17 protein-coding genes are annotated in these 16328 nt (G+C 72.0%); 12 read left to right on the top strand and 5 right to left on the bottom strand.

The window, feature by feature from the left end:
• Positions 1 to 2 precede the first annotated feature (2 nt).
• The 3 genes from KV097_RS14035 to KV097_RS14045 are packed head-to-tail and all read left to right on the top strand — an operon-like array spanning position 3 to position 3191.
• Positions 3 to 1019, top strand: coding sequence for a Gfo/Idh/MocA family protein (locus KV097_RS14035; protein ID WP_220366222.1), 1017 nt, complete (start codon positions 3 to 5; stop codon positions 1017 to 1019).
• A gap of 53 nt (positions 1020 to 1072) precedes the next feature.
• Positions 1073 to 2548 carry a trehalose-6-phosphate synthase gene (locus tag KV097_RS14040; protein WP_220366223.1) on the top strand — a complete coding sequence of 492 codons (1476 nt, stop codon included), beginning with the start codon at positions 1073 to 1075 and terminating at the stop codon, positions 2546 to 2548.
• A 52-nt stretch (positions 2549 to 2600) separates the two neighbouring features.
• Positions 2601 to 3191, top strand: a complete 591-nt coding sequence (locus tag KV097_RS14045; protein ID WP_220366224.1) for a GNAT family N-acetyltransferase — start codon at positions 2601 to 2603, stop codon at positions 3189 to 3191.
• Positions 3192 to 3195: 4 nt separating this feature from the next.
• Here the strand turns inward: KV097_RS14045 and KV097_RS14050 are convergent, their stop codons facing one another.
• From KV097_RS14050 to KV097_RS14060, 3 genes are all read right to left on the bottom strand, one after another.
• A complete protein-coding gene (locus KV097_RS14050) occupies positions 3196 to 4404 on the bottom strand; it encodes an MFS transporter (RefSeq protein ID WP_220366225.1) in 1209 nt (402 codons plus the stop codon).
• Positions 4405 to 4502: 98 nt separating this feature from the next.
• Positions 4503 to 5447, bottom strand: a complete 945-nt coding sequence (locus KV097_RS14055) for a hypothetical protein (RefSeq protein WP_220366226.1) — start codon at positions 5445 to 5447, stop codon at positions 4503 to 4505.
• Positions 5444 to 5950 carry an RNA polymerase sigma factor gene (locus tag KV097_RS14060; RefSeq protein ID WP_220343474.1) on the bottom strand — a complete coding sequence of 169 codons (507 nt, stop codon included), beginning with the start codon at positions 5948 to 5950 and terminating at the stop codon, positions 5444 to 5446. The genes KV097_RS14055 and KV097_RS14060 overlap by 4 nt, the downstream gene beginning before the upstream one ends.
• 152 nt (positions 5951 to 6102) lie before the next feature.
• Here KV097_RS14060 and KV097_RS14065 point away from each other — a divergent pair, with 152 nt between their 5' ends.
• From KV097_RS14065 to KV097_RS14085, 5 genes are all read left to right on the top strand, one after another.
• On the top strand, positions 6103 to 6777 hold the full coding sequence (locus tag KV097_RS14065) for a uracil-DNA glycosylase (RefSeq protein ID WP_308289437.1): 675 nt from the start codon (positions 6103 to 6105) through the stop codon (positions 6775 to 6777).
• Positions 6778 to 6795: 18 nt separating this feature from the next.
• The gene (locus KV097_RS14070) at positions 6796 to 7971 is read left to right on the top strand and encodes an AI-2E family transporter (RefSeq protein WP_220343472.1); all 1176 of its coding nucleotides are present in this window, start codon (positions 6796 to 6798) and stop codon (positions 7969 to 7971) included.
• A gap of 346 nt (positions 7972 to 8317) precedes the next feature.
• Positions 8318 to 9346, top strand: coding sequence for an iron-containing redox enzyme family protein (locus KV097_RS14075; protein ID WP_220343471.1), 1029 nt, complete (start codon positions 8318 to 8320; stop codon positions 9344 to 9346).
• Positions 9343 to 9585: a CDGSH iron-sulfur domain-containing protein gene (locus KV097_RS14080; protein WP_220343470.1), complete on the top strand. Its 243-nt coding sequence runs from the start codon at positions 9343 to 9345 to the stop codon at positions 9583 to 9585. The genes KV097_RS14075 and KV097_RS14080 overlap by 4 nt, the downstream gene beginning before the upstream one ends.
• 131 nt (positions 9586 to 9716) lie before the next feature.
• The gene (locus tag KV097_RS14085) at positions 9717 to 10187 is read left to right on the top strand and encodes a DUF6328 family protein (protein ID WP_220343469.1); all 471 of its coding nucleotides are present in this window, start codon (positions 9717 to 9719) and stop codon (positions 10185 to 10187) included.
• On the opposite strand, the gene KV097_RS14090 is transcribed toward KV097_RS14085, so the two are convergent.
• Positions 10143 to 10877, bottom strand: a complete 735-nt coding sequence (locus KV097_RS14090) for a GAF and ANTAR domain-containing protein (RefSeq protein ID WP_220366227.1) — start codon at positions 10875 to 10877, stop codon at positions 10143 to 10145. The two genes, KV097_RS14085 and KV097_RS14090, sit on opposite strands and share 45 nt — an antisense overlap.
• A gap of 102 nt (positions 10878 to 10979) precedes the next feature.
• Positions 10980 to 11900 carry a glycosyltransferase family 2 protein gene (locus KV097_RS14095; RefSeq protein ID WP_220343467.1) on the bottom strand — a complete coding sequence of 307 codons (921 nt, stop codon included), beginning with the start codon at positions 11898 to 11900 and terminating at the stop codon, positions 10980 to 10982.
• Between the two features lie 138 nt (positions 11901 to 12038).
• Here KV097_RS14095 and KV097_RS14100 point away from each other — a divergent pair, with 138 nt between their 5' ends.
• From KV097_RS14100 to KV097_RS14115, 4 genes are read left to right on the top strand one after another with little or no spacing between them, the layout of a single operon-like run.
• Positions 12039 to 13118 (top strand): glycosyltransferase family 9 protein, encoded by a 1080-nt coding sequence (locus KV097_RS14100; protein WP_220366228.1) that lies wholly within the window; start codon positions 12039 to 12041, stop codon positions 13116 to 13118.
• Positions 13115 to 14314 carry a glycosyltransferase gene (locus tag KV097_RS14105; protein ID WP_220343465.1) on the top strand — a complete coding sequence of 400 codons (1200 nt, stop codon included), beginning with the start codon at positions 13115 to 13117 and terminating at the stop codon, positions 14312 to 14314. Before KV097_RS14100 ends, KV097_RS14105 begins: the two co-directional genes overlap by 4 nt.
• Complete coding sequence (locus KV097_RS14110; RefSeq protein WP_220343464.1) at positions 14311 to 14910, top strand: SIS domain-containing protein; 600 nt, start codon at positions 14311 to 14313, stop codon at positions 14908 to 14910. Before KV097_RS14105 ends, KV097_RS14110 begins: the two co-directional genes overlap by 4 nt.
• Entirely contained in the window at positions 14907 to 16292 is a 1386-nt protein-coding gene (locus KV097_RS14115; protein ID WP_220366229.1) for a PfkB family carbohydrate kinase, read from the top strand. The genes KV097_RS14110 and KV097_RS14115 overlap by 4 nt, the downstream gene beginning before the upstream one ends.
• The last annotated feature ends 36 nt before the right edge of the window (positions 16293 to 16328 follow it).

Below are 16328 nucleotides of genomic sequence, written 5' to 3' on the forward strand. Positions count from 1 at the left end.
GCATGACGTCTCCCGCCGAGCACCCGTCCGCCGAGTCCCCGGCGCCCGTGCGCTGGGGCATCCTCGCCACCGGTGACATCGCCCACTCGTTCGCCCGCGACCTGGCCCTCGTCGACGGCGCCGTCCTGCACGCGGTCGGCTCGCGCTCGCTGCCGCCGGCGCGCGCCTTCGCCGAGCAGTACGCGGATGAGAAGGCCAGTCCGGTGCCCTACGGCTCGTACGCCGAGCTGCTCGCCGACGGCGACGTGGATGTCGTCTACGTCGCCACGCCGCACGGTCGCCACACCGAGGACGTGCTCGCGTGCTTCGAGGCCGGCAAGGCGGTGCTGTGCGAGAAGGCGCTGACGCTCGACGCCCCCTCGGCCCGGCTCCTGGTCGACGAGGCCCGGCGACGCGGGCTGTTCTTCGCCGAGGCGATGTGGATGCGGACCAACCCCAACATCCGGCGGCTTCGCGCGATGGCCGCCGAAGGAGCGTGCGGCACGGTCACGCACGTCCGGGCCGACCTCGGCTTCGTCGCCCCCCGCGACAAGGCGCGGCTGTGGGACCCCGCGCTCGGGGCCAGCGCTCTGCTGGACGTCGGCATCTACCCGCTGACGTTCGCGTACCTGATCCTCGGCCGGCCCGTCGAGGTCCGGGCGGTCGCCACGCTGAGCGACCTCGGCGTCGACCTCGCCGGGGGCGCGACCCTGCGCTTCGACGGTGGCGCGATCGCCTCGATCAGCTGGACCCAGACCGGGTGGCCCGACACCCGCGCCTCGGTGGCCGGGGATGGAGGGCGGCTGGAGCTCCCGTCGCCGTTCCACCACCCGCAGTCGTTCACCTACGCCCGGAACTGGGAGGCCGACGAGATCGCCGAGCCCCTCATCGGCGCGGGGTACGCCCACGAGATCATCGAGGTCGGCCGCTGCCTCCGCGAAGGTCTGACGGAGTCGCCGCTGCTGCCGCTCGACGAGACGGTGGACATCCTCGCGATCATGGACGAGATCCGGGAGCAGGTCGGCGCGACCACCGGGTGATCCCGGTGCCTGGTCGTCTGCCGCCCCTGCGGATTCGCAGATAGGGTCGACCCATGAGTCACGCGCGCGGTTCGAGCCCGGTAGCGAAGAGCCTGCGAGGACACGAGGACTCAGCGTCGTTCGTCGTCGTCGCCAACCGCCTGCCGGTCGACCGCGTGCAGACTCCCGACGGGTCCACCACGTGGCGCACCTCCCCCGGCGGCCTCGTCACCGCGCTCGAGCCGGTCCTGCGCAAGCAGGGCGGAGCATGGATCGGGTGGACCGGCGCGGCCGACGAGGAGCTCGAGCCGTTCGACCTCGAAGGCATCCAGCTGGTCCCGCTCCCGATCCGCGCGCAGGAGGTCGAGGAATACTACGAGGGGTTCTCCAACGCGACCCTGTGGCCGCTCTACCACGACGTCATCGCGACCCCGGAGTTCCACCGTGAGTGGTGGGACTCCTACGTCGCCGTCAACCACCGCTTCGCGGAGTACGCGGCGGCGATCGCCGAGAAGGACGCGGTCGTCTGGGTTCAGGACTACCAGCTCCAGCTCGTCCCTCAGATGCTGCGTGAGCTGCGGCCGGACCTGCGGATCGGCTACTTCCTGCACGTGCCGTTCCCGCCGGCGGAGCTCTTCACCCAGCTCCCGTGGCGGCGACGGATCCTCGAAGGCCTGCTCGGCGCGGACCTGATCGGCTTCCAGACGACCGGCGCCGCCCAGAACTTCGTCCGCCTCGTCCGCATGCGCGTCGGCAACAAGACCCACCGCGACACGATCTATCTCGACGACGGCCGCACGGTCATGGCCAAGGCGTTCCCGATCTCGATCGATTCCAACGCCTACGAGGAGCTGGCCCGCCGTCCCTCGACCCAGGCGCGCGCCGACGAGATCCGGGCCAGCCTCGGCAACCCCAAGTTCGTGCTGCTCGGCGTCGACCGCCTCGACTACACCAAGGGCATGCCCCAGCGGCTCCGCGCCTTTGGCGAGCTGGCCCAGGAAGGACTCCTCGACCCGGCGGACGCGGTGTTCGTCCAGGTGGCACCGCCCTCGCGAGAGCGGGTCGACCAGTACCGCCGCCTCCGCGACGAGATCGACCGCCTGGTCGGACGCATCAACGGCGACGTCGGCCGCATCGGGCAGCCCCCGATCACCTACCTCCACTCTTCCTACCCGCGCGACGAGATGGCGGCGCTCTACCGCGCGGCCGACGTGATGGTCGTGACGCCTCTGCGCGACGGGATGAACCTGGTGGCGAAGGAGTACGTCGCCTGCCGGTACGAGGAGACCGGGGCGCTCGTGCTGAGTGAGTTCGCCGGAGCCGCCGCCGAGCTCAAGCAGGCCTACCTCGTCAACCCGTACGACATCAACGGCATGAAGGCCACCATGCTCAAGGCCATCACCGACCCGCCGAGGGAGAAGGCGAAGCGGATGCGTGCCATGCGCCGCCAGGTCATGGAGCACGACATCGACAAGTGGGCCCAGAACTTCCTCGAGGACCTGGAGACCATCCGCGAGCCTCACGGCAAGAGGACACGTCCGGTCGGCTGAGGACCAGACGTCGACCCGCCTCCCGAGGTGCGCTCTTCGTTAGGGTCGACGCATGCGACCGAGTCAGTGGTACGAAGCCCAGGACATGTTCGGCGATCACGTCACCCTCACGCAGCTGCGCCCGCACCACGCCCAGGGCGTGCTGGCAGCCGCCGATGACGACGACGTCTTCTCGTGGATGTCCTTCGACCGGCCTACGACGCAGGCTGAGGCCGCCGAGGTGATCGCGCGCTACCTCGCGACGCCCGACACGAACGCCTGGGCCCAGGTCGACACGAAGTCCGGGGAGCTGGCGGGGATTACGACGTACTACGAGATCAGCCCCGAGCGCAGGTCGCTGATCATCGGCGGCACCTGGCTCGGGGAGCGGTTCCAGCGCACCGGCATCAACACCGAGGCGAAGCTCATGCTGCTGACCCACGCCTTCGACACGCTGGGCGCGGTGCGCGTCGCGTGGGAGACCGACGAGCGCAACGAGCAGTCCCAGACCGCGATCGCGCGACTGGGGGCGACCCGCGAAGGGCTCTTGCGCAAGCACAAGCGCCGCAAGGACGGGTCGTGGCGCAACACGGTGCTCTACAGCGTCGTCGACGACGATTGGCCCGAGGTCCGCGACACGCTCCGGAGCGCACTCACCCGCTGAGTCGTCAGCGGTGCGGGGCGGCGCCCAGGATGCGCTGTCCGGCGAGGGCGAGGATCAGCGCGAGCCACGCCGCGGTGATGGTGACGCCGAGCGCGGGCGCGTAGCCGCCGAGGTCCGCGAGCCTCCCGGCGACCGTCGACCCGATCGCGTACCCGATGCCGGTGGCACCGGCCAGCAGGGTCATCGCCTGGCCGACCCGGCTGAGGGGGACGATGCGCTCGCAGAGGGTGAAGTTGCTGATCATGTACGGGGCGACCGCGAAGCCGAGCACCAGCACGACGGCGACCATGCCGGCGATGCTCGAGACGAGCACGAGCGGCGCCGAGAGGACGGCGAGCGCCGCCGCCGCGACGAGGATGCGCTTGTCGAAGCCGATCCGGGCCGGCACCCACGCCATCGACAGACCCGCCATGACCGAGCCCACCCCCAGCGTCGCGTGGATGAGCCCGGACACCCCGGGCACGCCCTCGGCGGTCGCGAGCGCCGTCGCCCCGGTCTGGATCGACCCGAACAGCACGCCCACCAGGAGCTGCGCCCCGACCAGGATGACGAACGCCGCGGACACGATGCCGGCCTTCGCGGCGTGCCCGACCCTGGACCCGCGCACGAGCGCGGCCGTCGGATGCAGGGCGAACCATCCACCGAACACCACGAGCAGGCCGGCCGCCACGAGCAGAGCGCCGGCGGGGTCGATCAGCACCGCGACGGCACCGACGAGTGCCGGGCCGAGGACGAACGACGCCTCGTCGGCCGCACCCTCGTAGGAGAATGCCGCGTCCACGAGCTGAGGCGACTCGCGGCCCGCCCGGCCGGTGATGGGCCGCCAGCGGACACGCGCCAGCGGGCCGACCTGCGGCATCGCGGCGCCGGTGAGCCCGGCGACGGCGATCAGCCAGCCTCCGCCGGCTCCGCCCTGGGCGAGGATCACGATCGCGGCGAGGCCGGCGCTACCGACAAAGGACTGCGCAAGAACGACGGGACGCTGTCCGATGCGGTCGGCGAGGGCACCGGCGATCGGCGATCCGACGGCGTTGGCGACGGCCAGGGCGCCCGCGGCGAGCCCGCCGAGGGTGTAGGCGCCGGTCGCGGACGACACGAGCAGGAGCGTGCCCATCTGGCTCATGGCCAGCGGCAGCCGCCCCAGGAAGGCGACGAGGACGTACACGGGGCCGACGAGCGAGAAGAGTCGACGGTACGCGGTGATCGGGGACAACGGGTTCCTCAGGGTAGGGCGACACTGGCGCGCCTACCCTCCACCAGAACGCACCAGGAACCCTGAACCCGTCAAGTCTAACCGGCGGCCGCAGCGGGCTAACGCGGGACGCCTTCGAGCTCCACGAGCACCGAGGATCCGACGTCGACGACGGATCCCGCTCGTGGGGTGACCCGCGCCTGCGCGAAGCGCGTCGAGGTCGCGCCGTCCCGCGTCACCACGTCCAGCTCGAGGCCGACACGCGCGAGCCGGCGCCGCATCTCGCGCACGGTGGGCAGCGCGGAGTGACCGCCCGCCCCGCCACTGACTCCCGCGCCCAGCTGGGGAACGGCGACCTGGTCGGGCGCCAGCACGCGCAGCGTCGAGATCAGCAGCTCGACCGAGCCGGCGGGGCCGCGGACCGTGAGGCGGACGTCGTGCGCGGGCACGACCACGACGGCCGTCGTGACGCCCGCCCTGGTCGACCGTGCCACGCCGTAGGGGACTCCGTCGAGGCGCGACGTCGGCCGGGGGTCACGCGACGACCCGCCGGTCGCCACCAGCGAGTCGAGCTGCACTGTCGTGATGCCGGCAGGTCTGGACGAGTGACAGGCGCGGAAGACCCCGACGGTGAAGAAGTAGCCGTCGACGACGGGTTCGTCGCACTGCGGCTGCACCGACCTCCACGACACCGGGACGTCGATCACGATGCGGCCCCGTCCGACCGGACGGACCCCCTGGTCCATCATCTCCGCGAGCGGGAGAGCCGAGGGCGTCGCGACGGCCGAAGGCACGGTGTCAGAACGCCCGGCGTCGGAGGGCCGCGACAGATCGTCGTCGCTCGCCGAGCCCCCGAGGAGCGACGGCACGAACGCGACCGCGAGGACCAGTACCGCGCAGGCCGCCGCCGCGAGCAGCGGGGCGACCCTCCTGCTGCGGGTCGGCGGAGGACCGGGGAGCCGCCCGGTACGGCGTCGCGCGGCGATGCGGTCGAGCAGCTCGTCTCCGTCGGGAGCCCGGTCTGCCACGGCGTCGAGGCGTTGCCGAAGATCGTCGTCGTTCATGCCGTGGGCCCTTCGTCGGGGTCGGCGAGGTCGTCGCGCAACCGTGCGATGCCTCGCGCGAGCAGGCTGCGGACGGTCGCCGGTCGGCAGTCGAGCGCCTCGCCGATCGTCGCGTCGTCGAGGTCGACCCAGTAGCGGAGCACGATCGCCTTGCGTTGTCGATCGGTCAGCCGGTCGAGGCCGCGCCGCAGCGCGTCGACATCCTCGATGCCGACACCGCTGCCGGGATCGACGTGGAGGGCAGCGTCGTACGTGACCTCGTGCGGTCGGCGGCGCCGCCAACGGCTGCGCTGGAGGTTGGCCATGATCGTGGCGACGTACGCCTGCGGGTCGTCGGCGGCGGAGACCACCGGCCACGAGCGCCACAGCCTCTCGCACGTCTCCTGCGCGAGGTCGAGCGCGTCCTCGCGCGAGCCGGAGAGGAGGTAGGCGAGACGGACCAGCCACGTGGCGTGCTGGCGGACGAACGCGTCGGCGTCCGTCAGCGGAGGAGAGCCCGTCATGGTCACACATCATGGACGCTCATGGAGACCGATGTGTTGCAGGTGGAGCCGACCCGCGGCGAGACCCGCAACCTCGTCGTCGGCGGGGTCGTCCTGAGTCGGGACGGCGGTGCTCGTCCTGTCGTTGCGGTGACACCACTACGCTGGCGACCGTGCCAGCGCCCCTGACCGAGCTCGTCGCCCCCGACTGGGCCGAGGCCCTCGAACCCGTCGCCCCGCAGGTGACAGCGATGGGGCACTTCCTCCGGGCGGAGATCGCGGCCGGCCGAAGCTATCTCCCCGAGGGAAGCAAGGTGCTGCGCGCCTTCGCCGAGCCGATGGCCTCGGTCAAGGTGCTCGTCGTCGGACAGGACCCCTACCCGACACCGGGGCACGCCGTCGGGCTCTCGTTCTCGGTCGCTCCCCACGTACGGCCGGTGCCGCGCAGCCTGATGAACATCTTCGCCGAGATGCGGACCGACCTCGGCATCCCCGAGCCCACCTCCGGCGACCTGACACCGTGGGCGAAGCAGGGTGTCCTCCTCCTCAACAGGGTCCTGACCGTCGAGCCTGGTCGCCCCGCGAGTCACCGCGGCAAGGGCTGGGAGGCCGTCACCGAGCAGGCGATCAAGGCGCTCGTCGCGCGGGACCAGCCTCTGGTCGCGCTGCTGTGGGGCCGTGACGCCCAGTCCCTGCAACCGTGGCTCGGAGACACCCCCGTGGTTGCCTCCCCGCACCCGAGCCCGCTCTCGGCGTCACGAGGCTTCTTCGGCTCCCGTCCGTTCAGCCGGGTCAACGGGGCGCTCTCGTCTCTCGGCAGTGCGCCTGTCGACTGGCGACTGCCCTGATGCCCTAGCCTCGATCCCGTGACCCGAGACCGCTCCGCAGTCCTCGCCAGTGGCTACAGCACGCTCGCGCGATGGTCCTGGCAGCTGATCGCCATCGCGATCGGCCTCTACATCCTGGGCTGGATCGTCGGCAAGTTCTGGATGATCGGCTACCCGGTCATGCTCGCCCTCATCGTGACCACCCTCCTGGGGCCGCCGGCGGCCTGGCTGCGAGGGCGGGGAGTGCCCGCGGCGGTGGCAGCCGTGATCGTGGTGCTGAGCTTCCTCGCGGTCCTGACCGGCGTGGTCGCCGTCCTCGCGCCGCAGGTCGCGGGACAGGTCGGGGACATCGCCGCCGAGGGCGCGCGAGGTCTGCAGGCGATCCAGGACTGGGTCCAGGATGGCCCGCTCGGGGTCACTGAGAACCAGCTCGACAACGCGATCGAGTCGCTGCAGGACAAGCTCCGCGACAGCGCCGACGTCATCAGTGCCGGCGCGCTGTCCACCCTGGGCGCAGCGACCAACGTGCTCGTCAACACCGTCCTGGTGCTGATGCTGACGTTCTTCTTCGTCAAGGACGGCCACAAGTTCCTCCCCTGGATGCGCCGGACCCTGGGAGGACGCGCCGGGACCCACCTGAGCGAGGCCGGCAGCCGCGCCTGGGACACCCTCGGCGGGTTCATCCGCACCCAGGCGCTCGTCTCGTTCGTCGACGCGGTGTTCATCGGCATCGGGCTGGTGGTCCTCGACGTCCCCCTGGCGGTGCCGCTCGCCGTCATCGTGTTCTTCGGCGGGTTCATCCCGATCGTGGGTGCCTTCGTCACCGGCGCGCTCGCCGTGCTGGTCACGCTGGTGACCAACGACTTCCGCGACGCCGTCATCATGCTCCTGGTGATCGTCGCCGTCCAGCAGCTCGAGGGCAACGTGCTCTCGCCCTGGCTCCAGGGCAAGGCGATGGACCTGCAGGCGGCGATCGTGCTGCTGGCGATCACCGCCGGCAGCTCGTTGTTCGGGATCACCGGCGCGTTCCTCGCCGTACCGGCCGTGGCGACCGCCGCCGCGGTGCTCCGCTACGTCAACGAGCAGATCGCCCTGCGGTCGGGGGAGCCGTCGGATCCCCCGGACGACCCCGGTCCGGGGGATGCGACGCCCGGCGAGCCCGCCACCGGTGACCCGTCCCCGCGCGACCCGGGAGCGGAGCCGACACCGGCCTGAGCGTGGCCGAGGCGCCCGCGGCGGTCTGCGCACCCCTGCGGCGGGTGGGAGAATCGAGGGCGTGCTCGGTACGCGTACGACTCTCGTGGCGGTGACTTCTCCGTTCCTCCCACCCTGAGCGAGCACCCCCGCGAAGCGTTTGCGGGGAGCGGCTGCCGGGTACTTCAGGGCGCAGGAGGTGTGCCCATGTACGGATCCCGCGGAACTGCCGCGGCGAGCTCCAACCCGTCACCACGCACGGTTGCGCTCCGCTCCCGACGCTCGCCTCGGCCGTCACCACGGTGACCCCGTGACGCGACCCGAGTGACAGCGAACCCACACTGACAGCCACGCAGGAGACCGCCTGATGCTTCTTCCCCGACCCCGCGGGCCGCTGAGCGCCCGCCTGCGTCGCCTCCTCCTCGACGGGGTCGAGGAGATCGACGACCTCGAGACCGCTACGGAAGGTCACGCCTCGTCGGTTCCTCCCGACTCGGTGCTGCACGACGAGGACCTCCAGCTGAGCCTCTGGATGATCTACGAGCTGAGCTTCCGTGGCTTCGACGACGTCGATGACCGGTGGGAGTGGGCTCCCGAGATCGCGGGCCTCCGTACGGTGCTCGAGCGGCCGTTCGAGCAGTGGCTGCGTGACGTGACCGAGGGATGGGTGAGCCGGACCCTCGCGGTCGAGGGTGACGTCGCCGACAAGATCTTTGCTCTCACCGACGGCTTCGACGAGGGGCCGGACCTGTCCCGCTTCATCCGCAAGGAGGCGACGCCCGACCACGTGCGCGACTTCCTGCGTCAACGCAGCATCTACCACCTCAAGGAGTCCGACCCCCACACGTTCGTCATCCCCCGACTCACCGGTCCCGCCAAGGCTCACCTGGTGGAGCTGCAGTACGACGAGTACGGCGGCGGACGCCCCGGGTTCCTGCACCACGAGCTGTTCGCGGTCACCCTTCGTGAGGCCGGGCTCGACGACGCGTACGGCGCCTACATCGAGGAGGCCGACGGACCCACCCTCGCCGCCACGAACGCCATGTCGCTCTTGTGCCTCCACCGGCGCCTCCGCGGGGTGGCGATGGGCCATCTCGCCGCCTTCGAGGCGACGAGCTCCATCCCCTGCCGCAGGATCGCCGCCGGCCTCCGTCGTACGGGGTTCAGCGACGACGCTGCGCGCTACTACGACGAGCACGTCGAGGCCGACGCCGTCCACGAGCAGCTCGCCGCCCGCGAGATCTGCGGCACGCTCGTCGACTCCGGTGACGTCTCCGTGCGCGACGTCGTCTTCGGTGCGGCCGCGTGCCTCGTCCTCGACCGCTATCAGTCCGAGAGCCTGATGGCCCGCTGGGACGGCGCCCACACGCCCGACCAGCTGGAGGCGGCCCGGTGAGCGGCTCGCTCGGCCGGCCCCGTCCCGAGGTGGTGCTCTGCCCGGGAGGCCCTGCCCTCATCCGCAGCGACGTCCCTGCGGTCGACGTGGTCGTCACCGACGCGCAGCAGACGGTGGACAGGCCTGTGGTCGCCTTCTGCCGGTGCGGACGGACGGGACGCGAGCCCTGGTGCGACGGCACCCACAAGCTCGCGCGTGGCGCCGGCGCACCCAGGAAGCTGCCTCGATCGGATCGGTGAGACCTCGCGCACGACGAGGCCCGGCCGACTCGGCGCCGCAGGGCGTGCCGACAGCCATCGCGGCCCTTGCCGCCAACCGGTCGCGTCCCGCAGGGTGGAGGGGACCGACGATCCCGGAGACGAGGACCTCCATGCCTGAAGAGAGGCGCGTGCAGGGCGAGACGCTCGACGAGCGGCTGACCCGCAACTGGAGTGAGCTCCTCCAAGAGCTGAGGGTCGTGCAGACCGGTGTGCAGATCATCACCGCGTTCCTGCTCACGGTCGTGTTCACGAACCGCTTCGCCGAGCTGTCTCACGGCCAGGAGCTCGTCTACCTGGCGGTCCTGTCCGGCTCGGTCCTCGCCACGGCACTGCTCGTCGCGCCGGTGGCCATCCACCGCGCCCTGTTCCGGAAGGGGCAGCGGCTGTGGCTCGTGTCGGCGGCGCACGTGTGCGCGAGCCTGGGCCTGACGGCCTTCGCCTTCACCGTCTCCGGCGTGATGTGGCTGGTGTTCGACGTGGTCGTGGGACCGGTGTGGGCGTGGTGGGCGTTCGGCGCCTCAACGGTGGTGTTCGGATCACTCTGGGTGGGCCTGCCGCTGATCAACCGGCGTACGCGTTGACGCCTCGGGAGCAGGCGGCAGCCTGCGTGTGGCGACGAACCGCTCGGCGACGAGCCGCAGCTTGAGGTTGTGGTGCTGGGAGTAGCGCTTGAGCACCTCGAACGCCCGTCGCTCGTCGAGGCCGAACCGCTCCATCAGGATGCCCTGCGCCTGGCCGATGAGCTTGCGTGCGTCGAGGGCGATGGTGAGATTGACCTCCTGCTCGGCTCGTGCCAACGCGATCGCCGCATGCCGGGCGAGCAGGTGCGCGAGGGCCTCGTCGTCGTCGAAGAAGAACCGCGGCTTCTCGGAGTAGAGCGAGACCATGCCGATGCGACGCCCGTCGTGGACCAGGCTGACCGCGAGAAGGCTCACAAGGTCCATCGCCGTGACCGCTGCGCACCACCGCGGCCACCGCGCCTCGTGCGCGAGATCGTTCGACCTGAGCGTCCGGTCTCGACTCGCGGAGTACCACGGCCCCTCGTCCAGCTCGCGCTGCAGCTCGTCGGCACGACGGACGACGTCGGCCGTGGCGGCGACCGTCTCGAAGTTTCCGCCGGCGCGGAGCATCTCGACCCCGGCGTGGTCCATCTCGAGGAGCTCGCAGAGGTACTTGACGACCTGCTCGGCGGTCGCCCGAGGGGAGTCCGCCGCGTGCAGCTCGACTGCGAGGTCGGTGAGCTCCTGAAGGTCGAGGACGTCGTCAGCCATACGGTCTCGCCATCTCCGGAAGGAAGACTGCTGAGACCCTCACACTAGTCCCGGGCGGTTGTCGGGATCAACGACGGCCGCTCGTTCGGCTCGCCGGCGGTGTCAGCGGGTCGGCGCCGGTGTCAGGTGCGGCCGTCGCAGGGCCGAGCGGTCGGCAAGGTCGAGGATCCGAGACTGCACCTCGACCTCGGGGCAGACAGGGCGGCGCAGGGCGAGGGCTTGAGGGAGTCGGGTGAGCGCGTCGACGACCCCCAGGACCTCTGCCCACCCGGCGCGCGAGTGCCGGACGATCCTCCGCGCCACGGTGCGCGCCGGAAGCCGCATGACCGCGGTGAGGACGTCGTTGCGGGCCAGGCGTCGCCGGCGGCCGCGGGTGTCCTTGGCCGGGGCCGGCACATGGCGGGCGACGACGTCGTCCAGGTAGCACAGACGGTGTCCGGCGTCGGCGAGGTCCAGCGCCACCCGTTCCTCCTCGCCGTAGATCTGCACCAAGGGATCGAAGCCGCCGACGTCGAGGAGCGCGTCGCGACGTACGACGGCGGCGCAGGCCATGAACCCGAGCACCGTCGTCCCGGGGTCAGAGGTCGTCCGCGGAAGGGGTGAGCGGGCCAGCGCGTCGCAGAACGGATCAGGCGTCGCGTCCTCGCCGACGAGCACGCGGGCTGCGACGAGACCGATCGACGGGTGGGCGTCCATGACGTCGGCGGCGAGCGCCAACGAGCCCGGAGCCCACCACGAGTCGTCGTCGGCGAACGCCACGTAGCGCGACGTGGCCGCCCGCGTGCCGACGTTGCGCGCGACAGCGCCGGTGTTCTCGTCGAGCTCGATCACCCGTGCTTCGGGAACGAGCTCACGGGCCCTGTCGGAGGAACCGTCGGTCGAGCCGTTGTCGACGACGATGAGCGGGGGCTGGTTGTGGACGAGGGACCTCTCGAGTCGGGCTCGGCCGTCACGGGTGATTACGACGGTCGTGACCCGGTCGTCGGTCTCTGGGCGCTGCTGCGCTGCCGGTGACATGGTCATGGCTGGCCGGTGCCCATCGGTCACCACAGCAATCGATCCACGGGCGGTTGATCCGTGGACCATCTGCCGCGGACCACCGCGGAGAAGCGTTTGTCCGAGAACCGTTTCTCCGGTCGGCTTCCGGGGAACCGTGCCTCCATGGACAACAGCAGAGGCGGTTCCAGACTGCTCGCGGTCCGGCTCGACAGTGCGGGTGACGTCCTCCTCGCCGGGCCGGCCGTACGAGCGATGGCCGCCCGCGGAACCGTGGATCTGCTCACCGGTCCGGCCGGAGCCGACGCGGCTCGTCTCCTTCCCGGTGTGGACGAGGTCCACACCTGGTCCTGCCCATGGATCGTCGCCGACCCGCCTGCGGTCGATCCGGCCTCGACCGACGGGCTCGTCACGATGCTCGCCGGTCGCTACGACCATGCGGTCGTGTTCACGTCCTTCCACCAGTCGGCCCTCCCGACCGCACTCCTGTTGAGGCTGGCCGGGGTGCGACGGATCAGTGCCTTCAGCGAGGACTACCCCGGTTCGCTCCTCGACGACCGGGTGGCGCCGCCCGGGGACGTGCCGGAGGCTGAGCGGGCGCTGCACCTGGCGACCCAGGCCGGCTTCGCGCTGCCCGTCGGGGACGACGGCCTGCTCAGCGTCCGCACGGCTGCGGCCCCCGAGGGACTCGACCGAGGCCGGTTCGTCGTCGTCCACCCTGGCACGAGTGCTCCCGCACGGGCGTGGCCCGCGCAGCGGTGGCGCGACTGCGTCCGAGCGCTCGACGAGGCGGGGCACCGTGTCCTCGTCTCGGGCAGCCCCTCCGAACGCGAGCTCACCGCCGTCGTCGCCGGGTCGCGCGGAGTCGACCTCGGTGGACGGACCACCCTCGCGCAGCTGGCAGCCCTGCTGTCACGTGCCGACGCTCTCGTGGTGGCCAACACCGGACCGGCCCACCTCGCAGCGGCGACCCGCACACCCGTCGTCTCGCTCTTCGCGCCGACGGTGCCGTTGCGCCGGTGGGCGCCGTACGGTGTCCCGCTCGCCGTCCTGGGTGATCAGCAGGCGCCGTGCCGCGGGACGCGGGCTGTGCAGTGCCCGGTGCCGAACCACCCCTGCCTCGGGTCGGTGACGGCTACCGACGTCGTGGAGGCGCTCGAAGAGCTGCTGCGACGGACGAACGGCCGCGGCACCTCATCCGCCGCGACGAATCCCCCTCCTAGGAAAAACGAGGTACACGCATGAGGATCGCGATGGTCTCGGAGCATGCGAGTCCGCTGGCGACGCTGGGAGGCGTCGACGCCGGCGGTCAGAACGTTCACGTGGACGCCCTCGCGGCCGGGCTGGCGGCACGTGGCAACGACGTCGTCGTCTACACCCGCCGTGACTCGCCCCGTCTCGCCGACCGAGTCCTCACGCCCAGCGGCTACGTCGTGGAGCACGTCCCTGCCGGCCCGCCTACGGAGGTGCCGAAGGACGACCTGTGGCCGTTCATGGAGGACTTCGCCGCCTACCTGGCCCAGCGCTGGGACGAGGACCCGCCGGACGTGGTCCACGCGCACTTCTGGATGAGCGGCGCTGCCACCACGTGGGCCGCGCGACGTGTCGGCATCCCGGTGGCCCAGACCTTCCACGCGCTCGGCACGGTCAAACGTCGCCATCAGGGCAGCGCCGACACGAGCCCTCCCGCCCGCCTCGACATCGAGGCGGAGCTCTGTCGCTCGGTGGACCTCGTCGTCGCCACCTGCACCGACGAGGTGCGGGAGCTGGTGGCGATGGGGGCGGACCCGGCGCGTGTCCGCGTGGTCCCGTGCGGCGTCGACACCGGTCTCTTCCGACCCCGCCCGGCGGAGTCGCCGATCCGTCCGCGGATCCTCAGCGTCGGGCGGCTCGTCGAGCGCAAGGGAGTCGCTGACGTCGTCGCTGCCCTGGGTCGGCTCCCCGAGGTCGAGCTGCACGTCGTCGGAGGCCCGTCGCGCGACGGGCTGGACCTCGACCCGGAGGTCGAGCGACTTCGTTCCATCGCCGCCGAGCACCAGGTCGAGGACCGCGTCGTCTTCCACGGCGGCGTCGCTCGAGAGCGGATGCCCGAGGTGTTCGCCGCCGCCGACGTCGTGGTCTCGACACCCTGGTACGAGCCGTTCGGGATCGTGCCGCTCGAGGCCATGGCCTGCGGGCGCCCTGTCGTGGGCACGGCCGTGGGCGGCCTCCTCGACACGATCGAGCCCGGTGTCACCGGCGAGCTCGTCCCGCCGCGCGACCCGGCAGCGCTCGCCGAGGCGCTGGCGGGCCTCCTCGCCGACCCGGCCCGACGCAAGGCCTACGGCCACGCCGGTGCGGCGCGCGCCGCGGCGTACGCCTGGGAGGACGTCTCCCGGCGGACGGAGGAGGCGCTGCGTGCCCTGGTCGTCGCCGGCCGTGGAGAGGTGGTCCCGCGATGACGACCACCGATCACGTCGCCCACCTGCGAGAGGCGCTCGACACCTTCGACGAGGGCTGCGCGGTCCTGGAGTCCTGGGGCGCCGCGATGGTCCCGATGCTGACCTCCGGAGGGCGGCTCCTCGCGGTCGGCAACGGCGGGAGCGCCGCGCAGGCCCAGCACCTGACCGCTGAGCTCGTCGGCCGCTACCAGGGTGACCGCCGTCCGTTCTCGGCCATCTGCCTGAGCGCGGAGACGTCCAGCCTGACCGCCATCACCAACGACTACCCGCCCGAGGAGCTGTTCGCCCGACAGGTCGAGGCGCACGGTCGGCCGGGCGACATCCTGGTCGCGCTCTCGACCAGCGGCTCCAGCCCCAACGTCGTCGCGGCCGCTGAACGCGCCCGGGCGTGCGGTCTGGACGTCTGGGCCCTGACCGGGCCCGCCCCGAACCCCCTCGCCGAGGTGGCGGACGCGGTGGTGGCCATCGACGCGAAGTCGACCGCCACGGTCCAGGAGATGCACCTGGTCGCGCTGCACCTCCTCTGCGAGGCGTTCGATGAGCGCCTCGCAGAGAGCGACTCGTCGGGCCGGGTCGACGACGAGGCGCAGCGGTGACGCCGCGCGTGCTGGTCGTCGGGGAGGCCATGCTCGACGTCGACCTCGACGGACGGGCCTCGCGGTTGTCCCCCGATGCACCGGTGGCCGTCGTCGACGACCCGGTCGAGCGACCGCGCCCCGGCGGCGCCGCGCTTGCCGCGGCCCTCGCCGCCTCCGACGGTGCGCGCGTCGTCCTCGCGACACCGCTCGGCAACGACGCCGACGCCGACCGTCTTCGTGCCCTTCTCCCGCCGGAGGTGGAGGTCGTAGCCCTGCCGTCCGACGGGGGGACGCCCGTGAAGCGGCGCGTCCTGGCCGCCGGTCAGGTGCTCGTGCGGCTGGACACCGGCGGCACGAGCGGCAGCTGGGAGACGCCGCCCGCCGACCTGGAGGCCGCCGTGAGTGCCGCCGACGCCGTGCTCGTCGCCGACTACGGCCGCGGGCTGACATCCCTTCCCGCTCTGCGGGAGCTCGTCGCCCGGGCCGCCGAGCGGGTCCCGGTCGTCTGGGACCCGCACCCGCGTGGAGGGAGGCCGGCCGACAGCACGTGGCTGTGCCTGCCGAACCAGAGCGAGCTGGCACGGCTCGACGGCAGTGAGCCCACAGGGATCGGCGAGGTCGGAGACGCCGCCCGCCGGGTGCGCGAGCGGCTGGGCACCCGCGCGCTCGCCGTGACGCTCGGGGAGCGCGGCGCGCTCCTGGTCCAGGGCGACGCGCCGCCCGCGGTGTTCGTCGTCGACCCCGTCCGAGGCGAGGACACGTGCGGCGCTGGCGACAGGTTCGCTGCCTCGGCGACCGTACGGCTCGCGCGGGGTGACCTGATGTCCGAGGCCGTCGAGCACGCCGCCCGGGCGGCGGCAGGCTTCGTCGCCGCGGGCGGGGCGACGGCGTACGGCGCCGACGCCACTCCGACACCCTCGGACGACGTCCCGTCCCACCACGACGGCTCCACAGCGCGCGACACCGTCGCCCGGGTCCGCGCAGGCGGCGGTGTCGTCGTCGCCACCGGCGGGTGCTTCGACCTGCTGCACGCCGGCCACGTGGCCACCCTCCAGGCTGCACGCCGGCTGGGTGACTGCCTCGTCGTGCTGCTCAACTCCGACGCCTCCGTCCGCGGGCTCAAGGGCCCGGGCCGACCACTGGTCCCGGCCCGCGACCGGGCGCGCGTGCTCGCGTCGCTGGCCTGCGTGGACGCCGTCGTCGTCTTCGAGGAGGACCGGCCGGACGCCGCGTTGCAGGAGATCCGACCCGACCTGTGGGTCAAGGGCGGCGACTACGCCGGCGGACCGCTGCCCGAGCAGCAGGTCCTGGACCGGTGGGGCGGGCGGAGCATGGTGCTCCCCTACCTGAGCGGGCGCTCCACGACCGGCCTGGTCGCGGCCGCCAACCGGAACGCCTGAGCGGCATCCGGACGAACGTCCACGAGAGGAGAAGCG

Origin of the sequence: Mumia sp. zg.B17, from assembly GCF_019550915.1 — a bacterium.
Taxonomy (GTDB): Bacteria; Actinomycetota; Actinomycetes; order Propionibacteriales; family Nocardioidaceae; genus Mumia.

What these genes read in the sequence shown, in the direction of transcription:
- KV097_RS14035 (WP_220366222.1), top strand. Translation starts at nt 3, where the DNA reads ATGACGTCTCCCGCCGAGCACCCGTCCGCCGAGTCCCCGGCGCCCGTG.
- KV097_RS14040 (WP_220366223.1), top strand. Translation starts at nt 1,073, where the DNA reads ATGAGTCACGCGCGCGGTTCGAGCCCGGTAGCGAAGAGCCTGCGAGGA.
- KV097_RS14045 (WP_220366224.1), top strand. Translation starts at nt 2,601, where the DNA reads ATGCGACCGAGTCAGTGGTACGAAGCCCAGGACATGTTCGGCGATCAC.
- KV097_RS14055 (WP_220366226.1), bottom strand. Translation starts at nt 5,447, where the DNA reads ATGAACGACGACGATCTTCGGCAACGCCTCGACGCCGTGGCAGACCGG.
- KV097_RS14060 (WP_220343474.1), bottom strand. Translation starts at nt 5,950, where the DNA reads ATGACGGGCTCTCCTCCGCTGACGGACGCCGACGCGTTCGTCCGCCAG.
- KV097_RS14075 (WP_220343471.1), top strand. Translation starts at nt 8,318, where the DNA reads ATGCTTCTTCCCCGACCCCGCGGGCCGCTGAGCGCCCGCCTGCGTCGC.
- KV097_RS14085 (WP_220343469.1), top strand. Translation starts at nt 9,717, where the DNA reads ATGCCTGAAGAGAGGCGCGTGCAGGGCGAGACGCTCGACGAGCGGCTG.
- KV097_RS14090 (WP_220366227.1), bottom strand. Translation starts at nt 10,877, where the DNA reads ATGGCTGACGACGTCCTCGACCTTCAGGAGCTCACCGACCTCGCAGTC.
- KV097_RS14095 (WP_220343467.1), bottom strand. Translation starts at nt 11,900, where the DNA reads ATGACCATGTCACCGGCAGCGCAGCAGCGCCCAGAGACCGACGACCGG.
- KV097_RS14100 (WP_220366228.1), top strand. Translation starts at nt 12,039, where the DNA reads ATGGACAACAGCAGAGGCGGTTCCAGACTGCTCGCGGTCCGGCTCGAC.
- KV097_RS14105 (WP_220343465.1), top strand. Translation starts at nt 13,115, where the DNA reads ATGAGGATCGCGATGGTCTCGGAGCATGCGAGTCCGCTGGCGACGCTG.
- KV097_RS14110 (WP_220343464.1), top strand. Translation starts at nt 14,311, where the DNA reads ATGACGACCACCGATCACGTCGCCCACCTGCGAGAGGCGCTCGACACC.